16 protein-coding genes and 1 pseudogene are annotated in these 17,521 nt (G+C 69.9%); 13 read left to right on the top strand and 4 right to left on the bottom strand.

Translation table 11 applies throughout. From position 1 onward, the window contains the following. Positions 1-67: 67 nt before the first annotated feature. The 4 genes from ACQ86M_RS08180 (at position 68) to ACQ86M_RS08165 (ending at position 3,995) form a co-directional block, all read left to right on the top strand. Positions 68-1,411 (top strand): MinD/ParA family ATP-binding protein, encoded by a 1,344-nt coding sequence (locus ACQ86M_RS08180; RefSeq protein ID WP_431218244.1) that lies wholly within the window; start codon positions 68-70, stop codon positions 1,409-1,411. 32 nt (positions 1,412-1,443) lie between these two features. Then, complete coding sequence (def, locus tag ACQ86M_RS08175; RefSeq protein ID WP_431247681.1) at positions 1,444-1,935, top strand: peptide deformylase; 492 nt, start codon at positions 1,444-1,446, stop codon at positions 1,933-1,935. A gap of 120 nt (positions 1,936-2,055) precedes the next feature. Next, positions 2,056-2,901 carry an NAD-dependent epimerase/dehydratase family protein gene (locus ACQ86M_RS08170; RefSeq protein ID WP_431247680.1) on the top strand — a complete coding sequence of 282 codons (846 nt, stop codon included), beginning with the start codon at positions 2,056-2,058 and terminating at the stop codon, positions 2,899-2,901. Between the two features lie 200 nt (positions 2,902-3,101). Next, positions 3,102-3,995 carry a hypothetical protein gene (locus ACQ86M_RS08165; RefSeq protein ID WP_431247679.1) on the top strand — a complete coding sequence of 298 codons (894 nt, stop codon included), beginning with the start codon at positions 3,102-3,104 and terminating at the stop codon, positions 3,993-3,995. 10 nt (positions 3,996-4,005) lie between these two features. Here ACQ86M_RS08165 and ACQ86M_RS08160 read toward each other — a convergent pair. Further along, positions 4,006-5,834: pseudogene (locus tag ACQ86M_RS08160) on the bottom strand (AMP-dependent synthetase/ligase). 145 nt (positions 5,835-5,979) lie between these two features. Between ACQ86M_RS08160 and ACQ86M_RS08155 the strand changes: the two are divergent. From ACQ86M_RS08155 to ACQ86M_RS08140, 4 genes are all read left to right on the top strand, one after another. After that, positions 5,980-6,930 (top strand): ROK family glucokinase, encoded by a 951-nt coding sequence (locus tag ACQ86M_RS08155; protein WP_431247678.1) that lies wholly within the window; start codon positions 5,980-5,982, stop codon positions 6,928-6,930. Between the two features lie 28 nt (positions 6,931-6,958). Next, on the top strand, positions 6,959-7,648 hold the full coding sequence (locus tag ACQ86M_RS08150) for a lysophospholipid acyltransferase family protein (protein WP_431218239.1): 690 nt from the start codon (positions 6,959-6,961) through the stop codon (positions 7,646-7,648). Positions 7,649-7,756: 108 nt separating this feature from the next. After that, positions 7,757-9,088 (top strand): class II 3-deoxy-7-phosphoheptulonate synthase, encoded by a 1,332-nt coding sequence (locus ACQ86M_RS08145; protein WP_431247865.1) that lies wholly within the window; start codon positions 7,757-7,759, stop codon positions 9,086-9,088. Positions 9,089-9,336: 248 nt separating this feature from the next. Next, positions 9,337-9,756: a hypothetical protein gene (locus tag ACQ86M_RS08140; protein ID WP_431218238.1), complete on the top strand. Its 420-nt coding sequence runs from the start codon at positions 9,337-9,339 to the stop codon at positions 9,754-9,756. A 56-nt stretch (positions 9,757-9,812) separates the two neighbouring features. On the opposite strand, the gene pknB is transcribed toward ACQ86M_RS08140, so the two are convergent. Next, on the bottom strand, positions 9,813-11,720 hold the full coding sequence (gene pknB, locus ACQ86M_RS08135) for a Stk1 family PASTA domain-containing Ser/Thr kinase (RefSeq protein WP_431247677.1): 1,908 nt from the start codon (positions 11,718-11,720) through the stop codon (positions 9,813-9,815). 85 nt (positions 11,721-11,805) lie between these two features. After that, on the bottom strand, positions 11,806-12,933 hold the full coding sequence (locus ACQ86M_RS08130) for a LysM peptidoglycan-binding domain-containing protein (RefSeq protein ID WP_431247676.1): 1,128 nt from the start codon (positions 12,931-12,933) through the stop codon (positions 11,806-11,808). 151 nt (positions 12,934-13,084) lie between these two features. On the opposite strand from ACQ86M_RS08130, the gene ACQ86M_RS08125 reads away from it, so the two are divergent. Next, a complete protein-coding gene (locus ACQ86M_RS08125) occupies positions 13,085-13,426 on the top strand; it encodes an Rv2175c family DNA-binding protein (protein ID WP_431218235.1) in 342 nt (113 codons plus the stop codon). Between the two features lie 49 nt (positions 13,427-13,475). Here ACQ86M_RS08125 and ACQ86M_RS08120 read toward each other — a convergent pair whose 3' ends face one another. Then, positions 13,476-14,606, bottom strand: coding sequence for a polyprenyl synthetase family protein (locus ACQ86M_RS08120; protein WP_431247675.1), 1,131 nt, complete (start codon positions 14,604-14,606; stop codon positions 13,476-13,478). Between the two features lie 78 nt (positions 14,607-14,684). Here ACQ86M_RS08120 and ACQ86M_RS08115 point away from each other — a divergent pair, with 78 nt between their 5' ends. The 4 genes from ACQ86M_RS08115 (at position 14,685) to ACQ86M_RS08100 (ending at position 17,511) form a co-directional block, all read left to right on the top strand. Continuing rightward, a complete protein-coding gene (locus ACQ86M_RS08115; RefSeq protein ID WP_431218233.1) occupies positions 14,685-15,065 on the top strand; it encodes a DUF3040 domain-containing protein in 381 nt (126 codons plus the stop codon). Between the two features lie 238 nt (positions 15,066-15,303). Continuing rightward, on the top strand, positions 15,304-15,735 hold the full coding sequence (gene mraZ, locus ACQ86M_RS08110) for a division/cell wall cluster transcriptional repressor MraZ (protein ID WP_310129869.1): 432 nt from the start codon (positions 15,304-15,306) through the stop codon (positions 15,733-15,735). A 118-nt stretch (positions 15,736-15,853) separates the two neighbouring features. Continuing rightward, positions 15,854-16,840 carry a 16S rRNA (cytosine(1402)-N(4))-methyltransferase RsmH gene (gene rsmH, locus ACQ86M_RS08105; protein ID WP_431247674.1) on the top strand — a complete coding sequence of 329 codons (987 nt, stop codon included), beginning with the start codon at positions 15,854-15,856 and terminating at the stop codon, positions 16,838-16,840. After that, a complete protein-coding gene (locus tag ACQ86M_RS08100) occupies positions 16,837-17,511 on the top strand; it encodes a hypothetical protein (RefSeq protein WP_431247673.1) in 675 nt (224 codons plus the stop codon). Before rsmH ends, ACQ86M_RS08100 begins: the two co-directional genes overlap by 4 nt. Positions 17,512-17,521: the final 10 nt, after the last annotated feature.

Genomic DNA, 17,521 nt, shown 5'->3' with positions numbered 1-17,521 from the left:
CCGGCGGCGCGACGGCCTACAATGACGAGTCGCGGGACCCTCCCGCGGAAGAAGGAGAACGCACGCCGTGACAGACGGTCATGACGCCGACACCCCGGAGGCGCCCAAGCCGCGCGACCTCGTGCCGGCCGACGACGAGTTGACGTCGGCGTCCGACTTCGAGCCGCTGCCGTCGCTGGAGGTCGATTCCACGCTCAGCATCGCGGTCGACCTGCCGCCCGCGCCTCCGCGCGAGATACCGGAGGACGAGGCGGCCGTCGCGATCGACGACGTCCCGGTCGACCCCGGTTTCGTCGCCTCTCCGAGCGAGCCGACCACCATGTCGGTCGCCATCGTCGCCTCCCGGCTCGCCGCCACCCCCGTCGAGGATGCCGCTGCGGCCGCGAACGACGACGTGACCCCGCTGCCGGCGCAGGAGCCGTTCGCCGCCTCGCGCCGCGACCGCCTGCGCGGGGAGCACCCCACCCAGCCGGAGCCTGCGGCCATGCTGACCGCGGACCGCCTGCTGGAGGTCAACCGCAAGACGCGCCCCGGCCCCGAGGGTCCGTGGCAGCGGTTCGTCTACAACGTCACCTTCCGCACCGTGAACCTGGGCGACTCCGCCAAGGTCCGCGCGCGCAAGGAGCTGGACCACCGCATCCAGAAGCACCTGGAGGGCGGCGCGCGGTTCGTTCCCGTGCTCACCCGCAAGGGCGGCGTCGGCAAGACCACGATCACCACGCTGCTCGGGATGGCGCTGGCGTCGGCCCGCGAGGACCGAATCATCGCGATCGACGCCAACCCGGACCGCGGGACGCTCTCCGAGCGGGTGCCGCGCCAGACGCGGTCGACCGTGCGGGATGTGGTGCACAAGGCGGCGAGCATCGGCGGCTTCACCGACTTCTCGACGCTCGTCTCGCGCGACGAGACGCGGCTCGACATCCTCGCTTCGGACACCGACCCGCTGCTCTCGGAGGCGTTCGACGAGAACGACTACAACGTGGTCGCCGACCTGTCCGCGCGGTTCTACTCGATCGTGCTCACCGACTGCGGCACCGGCATCGTCCACTCGGTCATGCGCGCCACCTTGCAGCGTGCCGACTCGCTCGTCATCGTCTCCGGCGGCAGCGTGGATGAGGCGCGGCTCGCCTCCGAGACCCTCACCTGGCTCGAGGCCAACGGCTACGGCGACCTCGTGCGGAACGCCGTCGTCGCGCTCAACACCGCCACCCACGCCACCAACCTCGTCAAGCTGGACGAGATCGAGGCGCACTTCCGCTCGCGCGTCCGCGAGATCGTCCGCATCCCGTACGACCCGCAGCTCGCCGCCGGCTCCGTGGTGTCGTGGAAGGACCTCAAGCCGCTCACGCGCCTGTCCGCCCGCACGCTGGCCGCCCTCGTCGTCGAGGGCCTGCCGGCCGAGCGCGACTGACCGCATCCACCCCGCCGTTTCGAGGAGTACCTGTGACCGAGCGCCAGATCCGCCTGTTCGGCGACCCCGTCCTGAAGACCCCGTCGGAGCCGATCGGCGAGATCGACGAGGGCGTGCGCGGGCTCGTCGAGGACCTGGTGGACAGCGTCCTGCCGCCCGGCCGCGCCGGTGTGGCCGCGCCGCAGATCGGCGTCAACGAGCGGGCCTTCAGCTACAACGTCGACGGCGAGGTCGGGTACGTCATCAACCCGGTGCTCGTCGAGGTGTCGGGCGAGCCGGAGCTGGTGGACGAGGGCTGCCTGTCCGTTCCGGGCCTCTGGTTCAAGACCCTGCGCTATCCGTTCGCGCGGGTCACCGGCATCGACCTCGACGGCAACCCGATCGAGGTGTCGGGGACGGGCGTGCTCGCGCAGGCGCTCCAGCACGAGACGGACCACCTCGACGGCACGCTGTACCTCGACCGGCTCGACAAGGAGACGCGGCGCGAGGCGATGCGGCAGGTGCGCGAGTCGGACTGGTTCTGAGGCCTGGCGGCGTGCTGAGGCCTGGCGGCGGGCCGCGGCCGGGGGCGTGCCGCGGCCTGCGGCGTGCCGAGGCTGGCGGCGTGCCGCGGCCGGGGGCGTGCCGCGGCCTAGGATGGCCGTATGCGAATTGCGGTCACCGGAGGATCCGGCAAGCTCGGGCGCACGGTCGTGCGCGAACTGCGCGAGGCGGGTGACGAGGTCATCTCGCTCGATGCGACGGGGGAGCGGGGGCCCGGATTCGTCCAGGTGGACCTGACCGACTTCGGCCAGACGCTCGACGCCATCTTCGGGGTGAACGACGAGCACGACGGCTTCGACGCGATCGTGCACCTCGCGGCCATCCCCGCGCCGGGCATCCTGAGCGATGTCGCAACGTTCCACAACAATATCCGCGTCACCTACAACGTGTTCCAGGCCGCGCGGCGGGCGGGCATCCGCAACGTCGTGTACGCCTCCAGCGAGACCGTCCTCGGCCTCCCGTTCGACGTGCCGCCGCCGTACATCCCCGTCGACGAGGACTACCCGGCGCGCCCCGAGAGCACCTACTCCCTGGTGAAGCACCTCGAGGAGCAGATGGCGATCGAGCTGGTGCGCTGGGATCCGGCGCTGAAGATCGTCGCGCTGCGCTTCTCGAACGTGATGGATTCGTCGGACTACGCCCGGTTCCCGTCGTTCGACGCGGACGCGCGCGCCCGCAAGTGGAACCTGTGGGGCTACATCGACGCGCGTGACGCCGCGCAGGCCATCCGCCGCGCCCTCGAATGGGACACGACCGGATTCGACCGCTTCATCATCGCGGCGGCCGACACCGTGATGAGCCGCCCCAACGACGAGCTCGTCGCGGAGGTCTTCCCCGGCGTGCCGCTGAAGCGCGACCTCGGGGTGAACGACACCCTGCTCTCCATCGACAAGGCGCGCCGCATCCTCGGCTACGCGCCCACCCACTCCTGGCGCGACGAGGTCTGACCCCCGCCTCCGGTCCTCGGGGATTCGTCACGAATGGTCGCTCTGCGCCGCCGGATAACGACCATTCGTGACGAATCTTCCCCGGGGTGTGGAGGGGCGACATTTCCACAGAAGTGCCGGGGGCAGACCTCGTCGGCGGCGTCATGCAGTGCCATTGAGGGATGCGGACACCCCTGCCCTTGCCGGATGCCCTGGTCCACGTGCCCTTCACCACCAAGCAGGCTCACGACCTGGGGCTGGCGCGAGGACGTCTTCGCACGGCCGACCTCCACCACCCGTTTCACGGGATCCACGTCACAGACGTGCCGCGCAGCGTCGAAGACCTCTGCCGCCTTTACCTGCCGCTGCTGCCTGACGGCGCATTCTTCAGTCACCAGACGGCGGCGGCGCTGACGGGCATCCCGCTGCCTGCCGACGTCTCGCACCGCGAGGTGCACGTGACGGTCGCCTTCCCGCGAACGCCGCCACGGGGCAGAGGCGTCGCAGGGCACAGCCTGGGTGTGGCATCCGGCGGCTGGGTGGCCGGACTGCCGGTCTGCGCCCCGGAGCAGGTGTGGTGCCAACTATCCGGCGTCCTTGCGCCTCCTGATCTGGTGGCGGCCGGTGACCACCTGATCGGAGCCCGCTCACGACCACCTCAGGTGGAGCTGGGGCAGCTCGTCGAGGCCGCTGCGCGGGCGCCGCGAGCGAAGGGCGCCCGCGCTCGATCGTGGGCGTTGCCGCGCATCCGGTTCGGTGCGGACTCGCGCCCCGAGACGCTTCTGCGGCTGCTAGAGGAGCGCAATCTCACCGACGTCGAGGTGAATCGTCCTGTCACCGTCGCCGGTGGGCGGCTGACGCTGCATCCCGACCTCAGCATCCGCGTTCCGCGCCTCGCATTCGAATACGAAGGCGACGGTCACCGCGTGGACCGCGGACAGTGGCACTCGGACATCGAACGGAAAGAACTGCTGGAGCTCGAGGGCTGGCGCGTCATGCGTGTCACCGCCGCAGACCTCTTCCACAACCGCGCCGCCTTCCTCGCGCGCCTGGGACGATTCGTCACGAATGGTCGTTCTGACAGCGGCAGAACGACCATTCGTGACGAATCGTGAGGGGAGCAGGTCAGTGCGCGAGCGAGAAGCCCTGCGTGCTCGGGTTGTCGCTGTAGATGCCGTCGATCACGTCGGCGAAGTCGGCGAGGATGACGTTGCGCTTGATGCTCAGCTTCGGGGTCAGGTGCCCGCTCGCCTCGCTCAGCTCGGTCGCCAGCACCACGAACTTGCGCACGCTCTCGGCGCGCGAGACGCCGGCGTTCGCCTGGTCGATGGCGCGCTGGATCTCGGCGTGGACGGCCGGGTTCACGGACGCCTCGGCGAGCGTCATGTCCTTGTCCTCGCCGTTGTTCGCCAGCCACGTCGGCAGCATCTCGGTGTCGAGGGTGACGAGGGCGGAGATGAACGGCTTCTGGTCGCCGACCACGACCACCTGCCCGACGAGCGGATTGGCGCGGATCGGGTCCTCCAGCGCCGCGGGGAGACGTTCTTGCCGCCGGCGGTGACGATGATCTCCTTCTTGCGCCCGACGATGCTGAGGAAGCCGTCCGAATCGAACGCCCCCAGGTCGCCGGTGCGGAACCAGCCGTCGTCGAAGGCCGCGGCCGTCGCCTCGGGGTTCTTCCAGTACTCCTTGAAGACGTTGATGCCGCGCACCTGGATCTCGCCGTCGTCCGCGAGCCGCAGGTCCACGCCCGGCAGCGCCGGTCCGACGGTGCCGATCTTGAACGTGTCGGGACGGTTCACCGTCGCCGGGGCAGTGGTCTCGGTGAGGCCGTATCCCTCCAGGATCTTGATGCCGAGGCTGTGGTAGAAGTGGCCGAGGTGAGAGCCGAGCGGCGCCGATCCCGACACCGCGAACTTCACGCGGCCGCCCATCGCGGCGCGCAGCTTCGAGAACACCAGCCGGTCGTACAGCGCGAACTTGAGCTTGAGGCCGAACGGCACCGAGCCCGCCTCCACCGCCTTCGAGTGCTCGACCGCCACGGCGGCGGCGGCGCGGAAGATCTTTCCCCGCCCGCTGGTCTCCGCCTTCTGCTCGGCCGAGTTGTAGACCTTCTCGAACACGCGCGGAACCGCCAGGAGGAACGTCGGCTTGAAGCTCGCCAGCGCCGGAAGGAGCTGCTTGGTGTCCGCCTGGTGCCCGACCTTGACGCCGCCGGTCACGCACAGCACCGCGATGAAGCGCGCGAAGACGTGCGCGGTCGTGATGAAGAGCAGAGTGGATGCGCCACCCGGCTGCTGCACGACGTCCTTCAGCGCCTCGGCGGAGTTGCGCGACAGCTCGACGAAGTTGGAGTGGGTGAGCACGCATCCCTTCGGCCGTCCGGTCGAGCCGGAGGTGTAGATGAGCGTGCCGATGTCGGAGCCCCGCGCGAGGTTGCGCCGTCGCTCGATCTCGTCGTCGGGCACGTCGACGCCCGCCGCCACGAGCTTGTCGAGATCGCCGAGGTGCAGCTGCCACACGGTCTCGATGAGCGGGAGCTCGGGGTGGACCTCGTCGAACCGCGCATACATCTCCGCGGTCTCGAGGAACACGGCGACGGCGCCCGAGTCGGACATGTTCCACTGGATCTGCGTGGGGGAGGAGGTCTCGTAGATCGGTACGAGCACGGCCCCGGCGAACCAGGTGGCGAAGTCGATCAGCGTCCACTCGTAGCGCGTCTTCGACATCAGGCCGATCTTGTCGCCCGGCTGGATGCCCGCGGCCACCAGACCCTTGGCCAGCGCGATCACCTGGCGGTGGAACTCGGCCGCCGTGACGTCCTTCCAGCCACCGCCGTCGGGCAGGCTGAAGAGCGCCTGATCAGGTGTCTGCGCCACGCGCTGCACCAGCAGATCCGTGGCGTTGGCCTCCGGGTCGAGCGGGACGACGACGGGCGTTTCGATCTGGTTCACGGTAGCTCCCTCGATACCGGTGGGCGGACGTCCGGCCGAATGGCTTCGGCCGGATGGGTTGATTACACTCTAGATGGTCCTGCCGGGGGTCACCCGCGCCCGCCTGAGACCGCAGCTCCCCGCCCGCACCCCAGGAAGGCCACACGTGCACGCGATCGGCATCGACATCGGTGGGACGAAGATCGCGGGGGCCGTCGTCGACGAGCTCGGCGTGATCGTGCGGGAGGACCGGGTTCCGACCGACGCCACCCGGCCGGAGCAGATCGAGAACGCGGTCGTCGAGATGATCGAGCGCCTGTCGGACGGTCCGGAGGAGATCGCCGGCGCCGGCGTCGCTGCCGCCGGTTTCATCGACGCGGCGCAGTCCACCGTCTACTACGCGCCCAACATCAACTGGCGGCACGAGCCGTTCCGCGAGAAGCTCGAGAAGCGGATCGACGTCCCCGTCCTCATCGAGAACGACGCCAACGCGGCGGGCTGGGCGGAGTTCCGCTACGGCGCCGGCCGGCTGGTCTCCGACATGGTGATCCTCACCATCGGGACCGGCGTCGGCGGCGCCATCGTCAGCAACGACCGGCTGTTCCGCGGCGGCTTCGGCGCCGGCGCCGAGATCGGCCACATGCGCGTGGTGCCAGGCGGCCTGCCCTGCGGCTGCGGCGCGCACGGCTGCATCGAGCAGTACGGCTCCGGACGCGCGCTGCAGCGGATGGCGAACGAGCTCGCCGACGCCGGCGGCATCGGTCAGGGGCTCGCGGATGTGCGCTCGCGCACCGGCGCCCTCACCGGCCACGACATCAGCGCGCTCATCACCGCCGGCGATCCCGGGGCGCTCGCGGCCCTCCGCCAGCTCGGCGACTGGCTGGGGCAGGCGTGCGCGAGCCTGGGCGCCATCCTCGACCCGCAGCTGTTCGTCTTCGGCGGCGGCGTCGCGCAGGCGGGCGAGCTGCTCCTCGAGCCGCTCCGCCAGGCGTACCTCGAGAACCTCCCGGCGCGCGGATTCCACCCCGAGCCCGAGTTCGTCATCGCCGAGCTGGTCAACGACGCCGGGGTGGTCGGGGCGGCCGATCTGGCGCGCCTCCACGCATCCTCGATCTAGACGACCGGCGGGGATAGGCTTCGGTTCGATGTTCTACTGGCTGATGAAGTACGTGATCGTGGGGCCGCTGCTCCGCGGCATCTTCCGGCCGTGGGTCGTGGGGCTCGAGAACATCCCGTCGGAGGGCGCCGTCATCCTGGCGAGCAACCACCTGTCGTTCATCGACTCCATCTTCCTGCCGCTCGAGGTCGACCGGCATGTCTCCTTCCTGGCGAAGAGCGACTACTTCACCCGGCGGGGACTGAAGGGATGGGCGACCAAGGCGTTCATGAACGCCACCGGCCAGCTGCCGATCGACCGCTCGGGCGGCAAGGCGTCCGAGGCGTCGCTCAACACCGGGCTCGCCGTGCTCGCGCGTGGCGAGATCCTCGGCATCTACCCGGAGGGCACGCGCAGCCCCGACGGCAAGCTGTACCGCGGTCGGACGGGCGTGGCCCGGATGATCCTGGAGGCCGGCGTGCCGGTCGTCCCGGTAGCGATGGTCGACACCGCCCGGATCATGCCGATCGGCAAGCGGCTGCCCAAGGTCGGGCGCATCGGGATCATCGTCGGGGAGCCGCTCGACTTCTCCCGGTTCGACGGCATGGAGGGCGACCGCTTCATCCTGCGCTCGGTCACCGACGAGATCATGTACGAGCTGCAGCGCCTGGGCGCGCAGGAGTACGTGGACGTCTACGCGACCACGGTCAAGGAGAAGCGGGCGACGCTGTCACAGTAGGACGGCCCCCTGGCTTTCGCGATAGGCTCGGATATCCCCGACAACCCCCGAGTGAGCGGAAGACCAGTGCTACAGACCACAGAGCCCGTCGTGCGACCAGACGAGTCCGTGATCGAGGGCCTGGAGTATTGGCGCACCCTTCCGATCAGGCAGCAGCCGCAGTGGCCGGATGCGGAGGCCGCGGCTGCCGCGTCCGCCGAGATCGCCACGCTCCCGCCGCTGGTGTTCGCCGGCGAGGTCGACCAGCTGCGCACGCGGCTGGCGCGCGCAGCCTCCGGCGAGGCGTTCCTGCTGCAGGGCGGCGACTGCGCCGAGACGTTCGCGGGCGCCACGGCCGACGCCATCCGGAACCGGGTGAAGACCGTGCTGCAGATGGCCGTCGTGCTGACCTACGGCGCGTCCGTCCCCGTCATCAAGATGGGGCGCATGGCCGGGCAGTTCGCCAAGCCGCGCTCCAGCGACACCGAGACGCGCAACGGCGTCACGCTTCCCGCGTACCGCGGCGACATCGTCAACGGGTACGACTTCACCCCCGAGTCGCGGCAGGCCGACCCGCGCCGCCTGGTGCAGGGGTACCACACCGCCGCATCCACGCTGAACCTCATCCGGGCCTTCACCCAGGGTGGTTTCGCCGACCTGCGCCAGGTGCACAGCTGGAACAAGGGCTTCGCGGCCAACCCCGCCAACCAGCGCTACGAGGGCCTGGCCCGCGAGATCGACCGCGCCATCAAGTTCATGGAGGCGGCGGGCGCCGACTTCGACGAGCTGAAGCGGGTGGAGTTCTACTCCAGCCACGAGGCGCTGCTGATGGACTACGAGCGGCCGATGACGCGCATCGACTCCCGCACGGGCACGCCGTACAACACCTCGGCGCACTTCGTCTGGATCGGCGAGCGGACGCGCGAGATCGACGGAGCGCACGTCGACTTTCTGTCGCGCGTGCGCAACCCGATCGGCGTCAAGCTCGGCCCGACGACGTCGCGCGACGACATGCTGCGCCTGATCGACAAGCTCGACCCCGAGCGCGAGCCGGGCCGCCTGACGTTCATCACGCGCATGGGCGCCGGCAAGATCCGGGATGCGCTCCCTCCGCTGCTCGAGGCCATCAAGCGGACGGATGCGCTGCCGCTCTGGGTGACCGACCCGATGCACGGCAACGGGCTCACCACCCCGACCGGCTACAAGACGCGTCGCTTCGACGACGTCGTGGACGAGGTCAAGGGCTTCTTCGAGGCGCACCGCGCCGTCGGCACGAACCCGGGCGGCATCCACGTGGAGCTGACCGGCGACGACGTGACCGAGTGCCTCGGCGGCTCCGAGCACATCGACGAGGCCACGCTGGCGACGCGCTACGAGTCGCTCTGCGACCCGCGCCTCAACCACATGCAGTCGCTGGAGCTGGCGTTCCTCGTGGCTGAGGAGCTCTCCGCCGGCGCCTGACGCAACGCGTGGCGCCTCGCGCCGGAAGCGGAGGAGTCCGCGGGCGCCCCGCCCGCGGACTCCTCCGTTTCCCGCTTCCGCCCGCGTGTCGGACGCGGATCTCCTCCGCACCCCTCCGATGGGATAGCAGCGCTATGCGTCGGCTGAGCTTGCTTGCGAGGTTCTCGCTTTTTCTCCACATATGCATGTATATTTTTGGTCTCAATTCTAGAAAAGCTATGCTGAGTTGTTCCAACGAAAGGAACAAGATGAAAAGCAGATCCAGATTGTTGAACCGTTCACGCGTTGCCATCGCTGGGCTGGTGTTGGCTACCGTGAGCGCGACTGGCCTAGTTGGCGCTGCGCCAGCGCAGGCGGCCGGGACGGTGCCGGCTTTCGAGATCTTCTACTCGCCTAACTGCAATGCAGGCACCTCGGCGTCTCGTGTCTACACCGGAGTCAATGCTGGCGAGCACTGGATCAATGACACCTTCAACAGCCGGCAATGGGGCAGCGCTGGCTATGGGCAACCGATTCGCAACAACGCCGCTTCGCTGTGGGTGTCGAATGCCACGGTCAACATCTTCCCGTCGTCGGAGACCTACACCGCGTTTCGCAGTGCGGGTCAGTGCTTCAACCTGAACGAGTTGAGAAACCGGAACGTCGTGTGGAGTACCTGGGCTCTTTGAGCACAAGCTTTGGGCTGCTGATTCACGCCGTGGATCAGCAGTCTCAGGCTTGAGAATCAGAAGCCGGCGAAGTTGACTGAAATCGTGGAGCCTTTGCGCTGCTGCGTGCCGGCACCCGGCGAAATCTTCGATACCACCACCGAGTTCGAGACGCCTGGCAGGTCGGCCAGAGGGCTGTACGACAGTTTGAACCCCGCATCCAGCAGGGTCTTCTTAGCCACATCCCATGTCTTGCCCACCACATCCGGAACCGTCACCGGCTCCGGGCCCTTCGAGGTCTCGAGCAGCAGCGTGTCGCCCGGGCGCACCGGGTCGTGCTGCGGCTGGGCCGAGATGACGTCGCCCTCGGCGACCGTGTCGCTGTAGCTCTGCGGACCGGCCGAGGTGAGCAGTCCGACCTTGCTGAGCGCGGCGGAGGCGTCCGCCACCGACTTCCCGGCGACGTCGGGGATCGGGCCGGCGGAGACCACGAGGTTCACCGCCCCGGCCTCGAAGTACGGGCCGCCGCCGGAGATGTCGGCGCCGTTGTCCGCCCGCGTGGCGGAGAGGACCGTGTTGGCCGGCACCTTCGCGTCGAACTGCTGACCGACGTCGCCGACCTTCGCGCCGGCGCTCGTGATGGCGCCCTTGGCGGCGTCGATGCTCTGGCCGGCGAGGGCCGGGATGGTGATCGGCTTCGGCCCCTGCGAGATGCGGAGCGTCACGGTGCTGCCGCGACCGGCGGGAGCGCCCGCGCCGGGGTCGGTGCTCGACACCATCCCCTTCGCAACGGTCGTGCTGTACTCCGGAGCCTGCGCCGCCTTGAAGCCGAGCTTCTGCAGCTGCGCCGTGGCGGCATCCGGGGCCTTGTTCACCAGGTTCGGGACGGCGACCAGCGATCCGGGACCCGAGCCGAAGTACCAGCCCGTGCCGGCGGCGACGCCGGCGAGCAGGATCACCAGGGCCAGCAGCCACCAGCCCTTCGCCTTGCGCTTCTCGGCGGCCGCGGTCAGCGTCGCGGTCGCGGCCGGGGTGCTGGACGCGACCTGCTGCCGGATGGCGGGGTTGATGATCTGGGTGTCGCCCGCATCGACGTCGAACGCCGGAGGCAGCACCATGGTCGGCTGCAGCGCCGCCTCGCCGCGCAGCGACTTCTCGGCCTCGAGGAGGCGGTCGAGCATCTCGCGGGCGTCGCGCGGGCGGCGGTCCGGATCCTTCTCGGTCGCCCAGAGCACGAGCTCGTCGAGCTCCGGCGGGACGGCCGGATTCTTCGAGCTCGGCGCGGGGACCGCGTCGTTGGCGTGCTGGTACGCGATCTGCATCGGCTGCTCGCCCTGGAAGGGCTGCTGGCCGGTCAGCATCTCGTACATCATGATGCCGAGCGCGTAGATGTCGCTGCGGGCGTCGGCGACGCCGCGCGTGACGAGCTCGGGGGAGAGGTACGCGATCGTCCCGAGGAGGGCCTGCCCGGTGGCCGTGTTGGCGGAGGCCGCCCGCGCCAGCCCGAAGTCGCCGATCTTGATGCGGCCGTCGTCGGCGAGCAGCACGTTCTCGGGCTTGAGGTCGCGGTGGACGATGCCCGCCTTGTGCGCGGCGGCGAGTCCGGAGAGCACCGCCTCCATGATGTCGATCGTCTGCTCGGGCGTGAGCTTGCCGTAGTCCTTGAGCAGGTCGCGCAGGGTGATGCCGGGGAGGTACTCCATGACCAGGTAGGCCATGTCGCTGTCCTGACCCTGGTCGAAGACGTTGACGACGTTGGGATGCGCGAGCCGCGCGGCCGAGCGAGCCTCCTGCACGAAGCGGCTCTTGAACGTGGAGTCGTCGGCCAGGTGGCCGTGCATGATCTTGATGGCGACACGGCGCTCCAGGCGCAGATCGGTCGCGAGGTACACGGTGGCCATGCCGCCGCGGGCGATCCGCGAGCGCACCTGATACCGGCCGTCGATGAGACGGCCGATCATCGGGTCGGTCTGGCTCGTGGTCACGGATCGAGTCTAGGCAACGACCCTGTCAGGGACCCACGCAAAACACCGGTGGAGCGCGGGCTGTGACCCGGATGTGACATTGGCGTCAGCCGAGCTGGGCGAGCCAGGCGCGCGCGGAGGCCTCCCACTTGGCGTACGCGTCGGGGTAGGCCGAGATCTGCACGGCCTGGGCGGCCTGCGTGACGCTCATCGACGTCCAGCCGTGGATGTCCAGCAGACCGCGGGTGTGTCCCTTGTTGGGATTGCCCGGGCCGCCGTAGAAGGCGAGGGTGGCGCGCGCCGGGTCGAGCACTTGCTCGGGCGTGCCCCAGCCGGTGCTCGGACGCTGCTGGAAGAGGCCGAGCGAATCGCGGTCGCCATAGCGGACATTCCGGAGGCCGGACTCCTGCGCCGCGGCGGCCAGCGCCACGACGATGCCCTGGTCGGGAACGCCCTGCTGCCGCCCGATGCGGACGATCAGGGAGGCGTTGGCCCGCATCTCGTCCGTGAGGGCGACGACCCGGCCGGGGACCGCGGTCGGAAGCGGCGCCGGGGCGACGACCGGCGCGGCGGCGGCGGGCGCCGCGGCGGCAGGGGCCGTGCGCGTGTCCAGCGCGGCCGTCGTCATGCCCGGGATGCGCACCTTCTGCCCGGGGAAGATCAGGCTCGACGAGCTGAGTCCGTTGGCGGCGAGGACGGCGCGCGTGGTGACGCCGAACCGGCCGGCGATCCCGCTGATGGTGTCGCCGCGGGCGACGGTGTACGTGGTCGCCGCGGGCACGGGTGCGGGCGCGGGTGCCGGGGTGGGAGCCGCCGCAGCGGGAGCGGCGGGCGCTGCCGCCACCGGGCCGCCGAGCGCGAGCACCTGGCCGGGGAAGATCAGGCTCTTCCAGCTGAGGCCGTTCCGGGCCAGCACCGCGGCGGTCGAGAGTCCGAAGCGGGCGGCGATGCCCGAGATCGTGTCGCCCGACTGGACGCGGTAGCTCGCGGGCGCCGCCGCGACGGTCGTCTGCGCCGCCGAGACGTCGTTGCCCCGCGCGATGGTGCTCACGACGGTGGAGCGGTCGAGGGCGGTGTGCTCGCCGGTGTCACCGGCGCGGTCGGCGGAGTGGTCGTCGGCGGGCGCGGCCTGCGCCGGCGCAACCAGGTTGAAGGTCATGGCGAGCGAGCTGGCAACGGCGATGGGGACGGTGCCCAGCATCGCGCGGATCTTTCCGGTGTCGGCCAGAGCCATGGGAACCCCCTGTTCGAGTGACACGACGAGAACTCACGCTGGCACAGAAGCGTTAAGGAGTCAACAGAAGTGACGGATGTGAAACGAGTTTACGTGATCGTAACAATCGTCTCCGCGTGCGCAGAGGCTCCAGTCATGGCACGCTGGAGGGGTGACCGAGCACGTCCAGACCACGGAGTGGTTGACCGTCCCCGACCTCGTCGAGCAGTTGGGCCTGAGCGTGAGCCGGGTCCGTCGTCTCATCGAGGACCGCCACCTGGGAGCCAAGCGCGTCGACGGCGTGCTGAAGGTGCCCGCCGTCTTCCTGAAGGACGGGCAGCCGCTCGGCGAGCTGCACGGCACGCTGATCGTGCTGGCCGACGACGGCTTCAGCGACGAGGAGGCGGTCGACTGGCTGCTCGCCGAGGAGGAGAGCCTCGGAACGTCGCCCATCGAGGCGCTCCGGGCCGGCCGCAAGGCGGAGGTCCGCCGCGTGGCCCAAGCGCTGGCCTGACGCAGCCGCGCGGCGGCCAGCAGCCGGCAGCCGGCAGCCGGCAGCCGGATCAGGCGCTGCGGCGGGTGACCGCGATCGCGAGCTCCCGCAACTGCGCCTTCGCCGCGCTCCCGAGCGGCGCCGCATCGAGCGCCGTCAGTGCGCGCGACACGTTGTCCGCGATGATCCGCTCCACCTCGTCCACCGCGCCCGACTCGCGGATGGTCAGCTGCATCGTGCGGATCTGCTCCGGGGTGAGTTCGGGGTCGCCCAGCAGCTCGTCGAGCGCGGCACGGGCGCCGGAGGGGATGGCCTGCCGAGTGAGCGCGATGAGCACCGTGCGCTTGCCCTCGCGCAGGTCGTCGCCGCTCGGCTTGCCGGTGACCTCCGCGTCGCCGAAGACGCCGAGCAGGTCGTCCCGCAGCTGGTATGCGATCCCGAGCGGGAGGCCGAAGTCGCGGAGCGCCTCCAGCTGTCCGATGTTCGCGCCGGCCAGGCTGGCGCCGATGAGGAGCGGCGACTCGATCGAGTACTTCGCCGACTTGTAGACGATGACGCGCTCGGCGCGGGCGAGCTGATCGGTGTCGGGCCGGCCGGCCCAGCCGATCTCCTCGAAGATGTCGAGGTACTGCCCGGCGGTCACATCCAGCCGCATCCGGTTGAACTCGGCGCGCGCGGAGCGGCGTGCGGACGCGCTGACCAGCTGGGTGAGCCCCTCGTCGAAGAGCTCGTCGCTCAGGATGAGCAGCAGGTCGCCGAGCAGGGTCGCCGCTCCCGTGCCGAACGCGGCGCCCGAGCCGCTCCATCCCTCCTCGTCGTGCAGGCGTTCGAACCGCTTGTGCGCGGCGGGTGCTCCGCGGCGGGTGTCGGAGTTGTCGATCAGGTCGTCGTGCACCAGGGCGGCCGCATGGAACAGCTCCAGCGCACCGGCCACCGAGACCACCGCGTCGAGGGCGCCGCCCGCGGTGACGGCGTTCGCATCCGCCCCGTCGTCATCGGCCTCTCCGGAGGTGCGCACCGCCTGCCAGCCCCAGAAGCAGAACAGGGCCCGGAACCGCTTTCCGCCGCTGAGAAAATCCCTTGAGAACGCCGCGACAGGAGAGAGCTCATCGGCTATCGAGACGAGAATGGATGCGCGCGCATCGAAGAATCCATCGATTCTCAACTGGATCAGGTCGACGAATCGGATGCTTTCAGACACACGCCTAGCCTAGCCAGACCCGCGAGGTTAGAATCAGGCTCACCTAGCCTCGAACCCACGAGAAAGAGGGGGATCCGGATGCCGCTTTCGGAACATGAGCAGCGCCTCCTCGAAGAGATGGAGCGCAGCCTCTATCAGAACGACGCAGACTTCGTCGCCAAGGTCGGCGGCAAGCGTGCGCGGCCGGCCTACCGTTCGATCGTCCTGGGCATCCTGCTCGCGGTCGTGGGCGTCGGCGTCCTGGTGGTCGGTGTCTACTTCCAGCAGCCGCTGGTGGGCATCCTCGGCTTCATCGTCATGTTCGCCGGCGTGCTCGTGGCGATCGCGCCGGGCAAGCGCGTGGCGGTCGAGCCGGGCGCCCCGGAGCCGAAGCGCGCCAAGGCGCGAGGCGGTCAGCCCGGGTTCATGGACCGCATGAACGATCGCTGGGACAAGCGCAACGACGGCGGAGAGAGCTAGTCCTCCACTCCGCTCCACAGTTCTTCGACGAAGGGCCGATCCGCCGGATCGGCCCTTTTTCATGCCCGCGGTGCATCCCTGATCCTCCATTTTCCTCCACCCGGTATTTCCGCGTTATCTCGGGCTTTGACGTCCCCATTTCGGGGCAATTTGGCCGGAATACTCTACTTTGTGGATGAGAGTGGAGTAAAGTGGAGGCACACCGCAACCTGGACCGGGAGAGTGGGGGTGGCAGCCGATGTTCCTCGGTACGCATGCCCCCAAGCTGGACGAGAAGGGGCGCATCATCCTGCCGGCCAAGTTCCGGGATGAGCTCGCGTCCGGCCTCGTCCTCACCCGCGGCCAGGAGCACTGCGTCTACGTCTTCTCGCAGCGGGAGTTCGAATCGCTGCACGAGAAGATCCGTCAGGCGCCGGTGACGAGCAAGCAGGCCCGCGACTACCTGCGCGTGTTCCTCTCGGGGGCGAGCGCGGAGGTCCCGGACAAGCAGAACCGCGTGACCATCCCGGCCGCGCTCCGCTCGTACGCGGGACTGGATCGCGACCTGGTCGTGATCGGCGCGGGCAGCCGCGCGGAGATCTGGGACGCCACCGCCTGGGAGACCTACCTGGCCGAGCAGGAGGCGGCGTTCGCAAGCACGGAGGAGGAGGTGATCCCGGGGCTCTTCTGACCGCGAGCGGTCCCTGACCCCGGACTCCCAGCCATGCGCCCTGACACCACTTCCCCGGTGTCAGGTCGGAATGGATGGGGATCCGGGACCAGGGCCCCGGCGCCAGGCCCGGACTCTCATGTCGGACAACGAACGCATCCACACCCCCGTCCTCCTCGAGCGCTGCATCCAGCTGCTCGCGCCGGCGCTCACCACGCCGGGCGCCGTGTTCGTCGACGCGACCCTCGGGATGGGCGGCCACTCCGCCGGCATCCTGGAGCGCTTCCCCGAGGCGACGCTGATCGGCCTCGACCGCGACCCGGAGGCGCTGGCGATCGCGGGGGAGCGGCTCGAGCGCTTCGGCGACCGCATCCACCTCGTGCACACGGTCTACGACGGTATCCGCGAGGCGGTGGAGGGCTTGGGCTACGACCACATCGACGGGGTGCTGTTCGACCTCGGCGTCTCGTCGCTCCAGCTCGACCGGGTCGAGCGCGGGTTCTCGTACTCGAAGGACGCCCCGCTCGACATGCGGATGGACGGCACCAGCGAGCTCACCGCCGCGACCGTGCTGGCGGAGTACTCGGAGGCCGACCTGCGGCGCATCTTCCGCGACTACGGCGAGGAGAAGCTCGCCGGCCGCTATGCGTCGCGGATCGTGGAGGCGCGTGAGCGCGAGCCGCTGGAGCGCTCCGGCCAGCTCGTCGACCTGATCATCAAGGCGACGCCGGTCGCGCTACAGCGGCAGGGGCACCCGGCCAAGCGGGTGTTCCAGGCGCTCCGCATCGAGGTCAACCAGGAGCTGGCGGTGCTGCAGCGGGCCATCCCCGCCGCCATCGACGCGCTGGGTGTCGGCGGCCGGATCGTCGTGGAGTCGTACCAGTCGCTCGAGGACCGCATCGTCAAGCGCGAGCTGCAGGCGCGGTCCACCTCGAGCGCTCCGGCCGGCCTGCCGGTCGAGCTGCCGGAGCACCGGCCCGAACTGAAGCTGCTGATCCGCGGCGCGGAGCTGGCGGACGACGACGAGAAGGCCGCGAACCCGCGAGCCACCCCGGTGCGCCTGCGCGCAGCGGAGCGGGTGCGTCCCGCGAACACCACCACCGAAGAGACGAGGAGGCGCCCGTGAGCACCAACCTGGCAGAGGCCGTTCCGGCGTCGAACCGCAGGCGCCCGGCGGCGCTGTGGAGCGGCAGCGCCCTTCCCGCACCGGTGGAGGAGCCGACGCGCGCGGAGCCGAGGCGCACGCACCTCGAGGTCGTTCCCACCCGGTCCCAGCGCCGTGCCCGCCCCCGGGCGCTCTACGCCGCGGTCGCGGTCGGCACGCTCCTCGCGATCGTCGTGGCGCAGCTGCTCCTGAGCATCGGGATCTCGCAGGGCGCTTACCAGCTGAACTCGCTCCAGGCGAAGGAGACGCAGCTGCAGCGCTCGTACCAGGCGGTCTCGGAGGACCTGAACCGCGTGTCGTCGCCGCAGAACCTGGCCGCGAACGCGAACGCGCTCGGGATGGTGAGCAACAGCAGCCCCGCCTACCTCCGGCTCTCCGACGGCGCCGTGCTCGGCGCTCCGCTGCCCGCCAACGGCGCGGCCGGAACCGTGACGGGCACGCCGGGCAACCTGGTGCCGAACTCGCTGCTCGCGGGGGTTCCGCTGGTCACCCAGCCGCACGGGGCGGCGGCGACCTCGACGGGTCAGACCCCCTCGGCTGTGAATTCCACAAGTTCGGGTGCGGCTACCGCGCCCACCACCGCCCCGACCGTACCGTTGCAGGGAGCGTTGCCGACCCCGGTGACGCACTGACGACGGGACG

The sequence above is a fragment of the Leifsonia xyli subsp. cynodontis genome (assembly GCF_050632205.1).
In the GTDB taxonomy this organism is placed as follows: domain Bacteria; phylum Actinomycetota; class Actinomycetes; order Actinomycetales; family Microbacteriaceae; genus Leifsonia; species Leifsonia xyli_D.
The sequence above is the reverse complement of the archived record's forward strand: the minus strand, read 5'-3'. Positions and strand labels throughout refer to the sequence as shown.

Bases quoted from the DNA above. Each gene is read 5' to 3' on its own strand.
- ACQ86M_RS08170 (WP_431247680.1), top strand. From the start codon at position 2,056: ATGCGAATTGCGGTCACCGGAGGATCCGGCAAGCTCGGGCGCACGGTC.
- ACQ86M_RS08150 (WP_431218239.1), top strand. From the start codon at position 6,959: ATGTTCTACTGGCTGATGAAGTACGTGATCGTGGGGCCGCTGCTCCGC.
- ACQ86M_RS08140 (WP_431218238.1), top strand. From the start codon at position 9,337: ATGAAAAGCAGATCCAGATTGTTGAACCGTTCACGCGTTGCCATCGCT.
- ACQ86M_RS08130 (WP_431247676.1), bottom strand. From the start codon at position 12,933: ATGGCTCTGGCCGACACCGGAAAGATCCGCGCGATGCTGGGCACCGTC.
- ACQ86M_RS08115 (WP_431218233.1), top strand. From the start codon at position 14,685: ATGCCGCTTTCGGAACATGAGCAGCGCCTCCTCGAAGAGATGGAGCGC.
- mraZ (WP_310129869.1), top strand. From the start codon at position 15,304: ATGTTCCTCGGTACGCATGCCCCCAAGCTGGACGAGAAGGGGCGCATC.
- rsmH (WP_431247674.1), top strand. From the start codon at position 15,854: ATGTCGGACAACGAACGCATCCACACCCCCGTCCTCCTCGAGCGCTGC.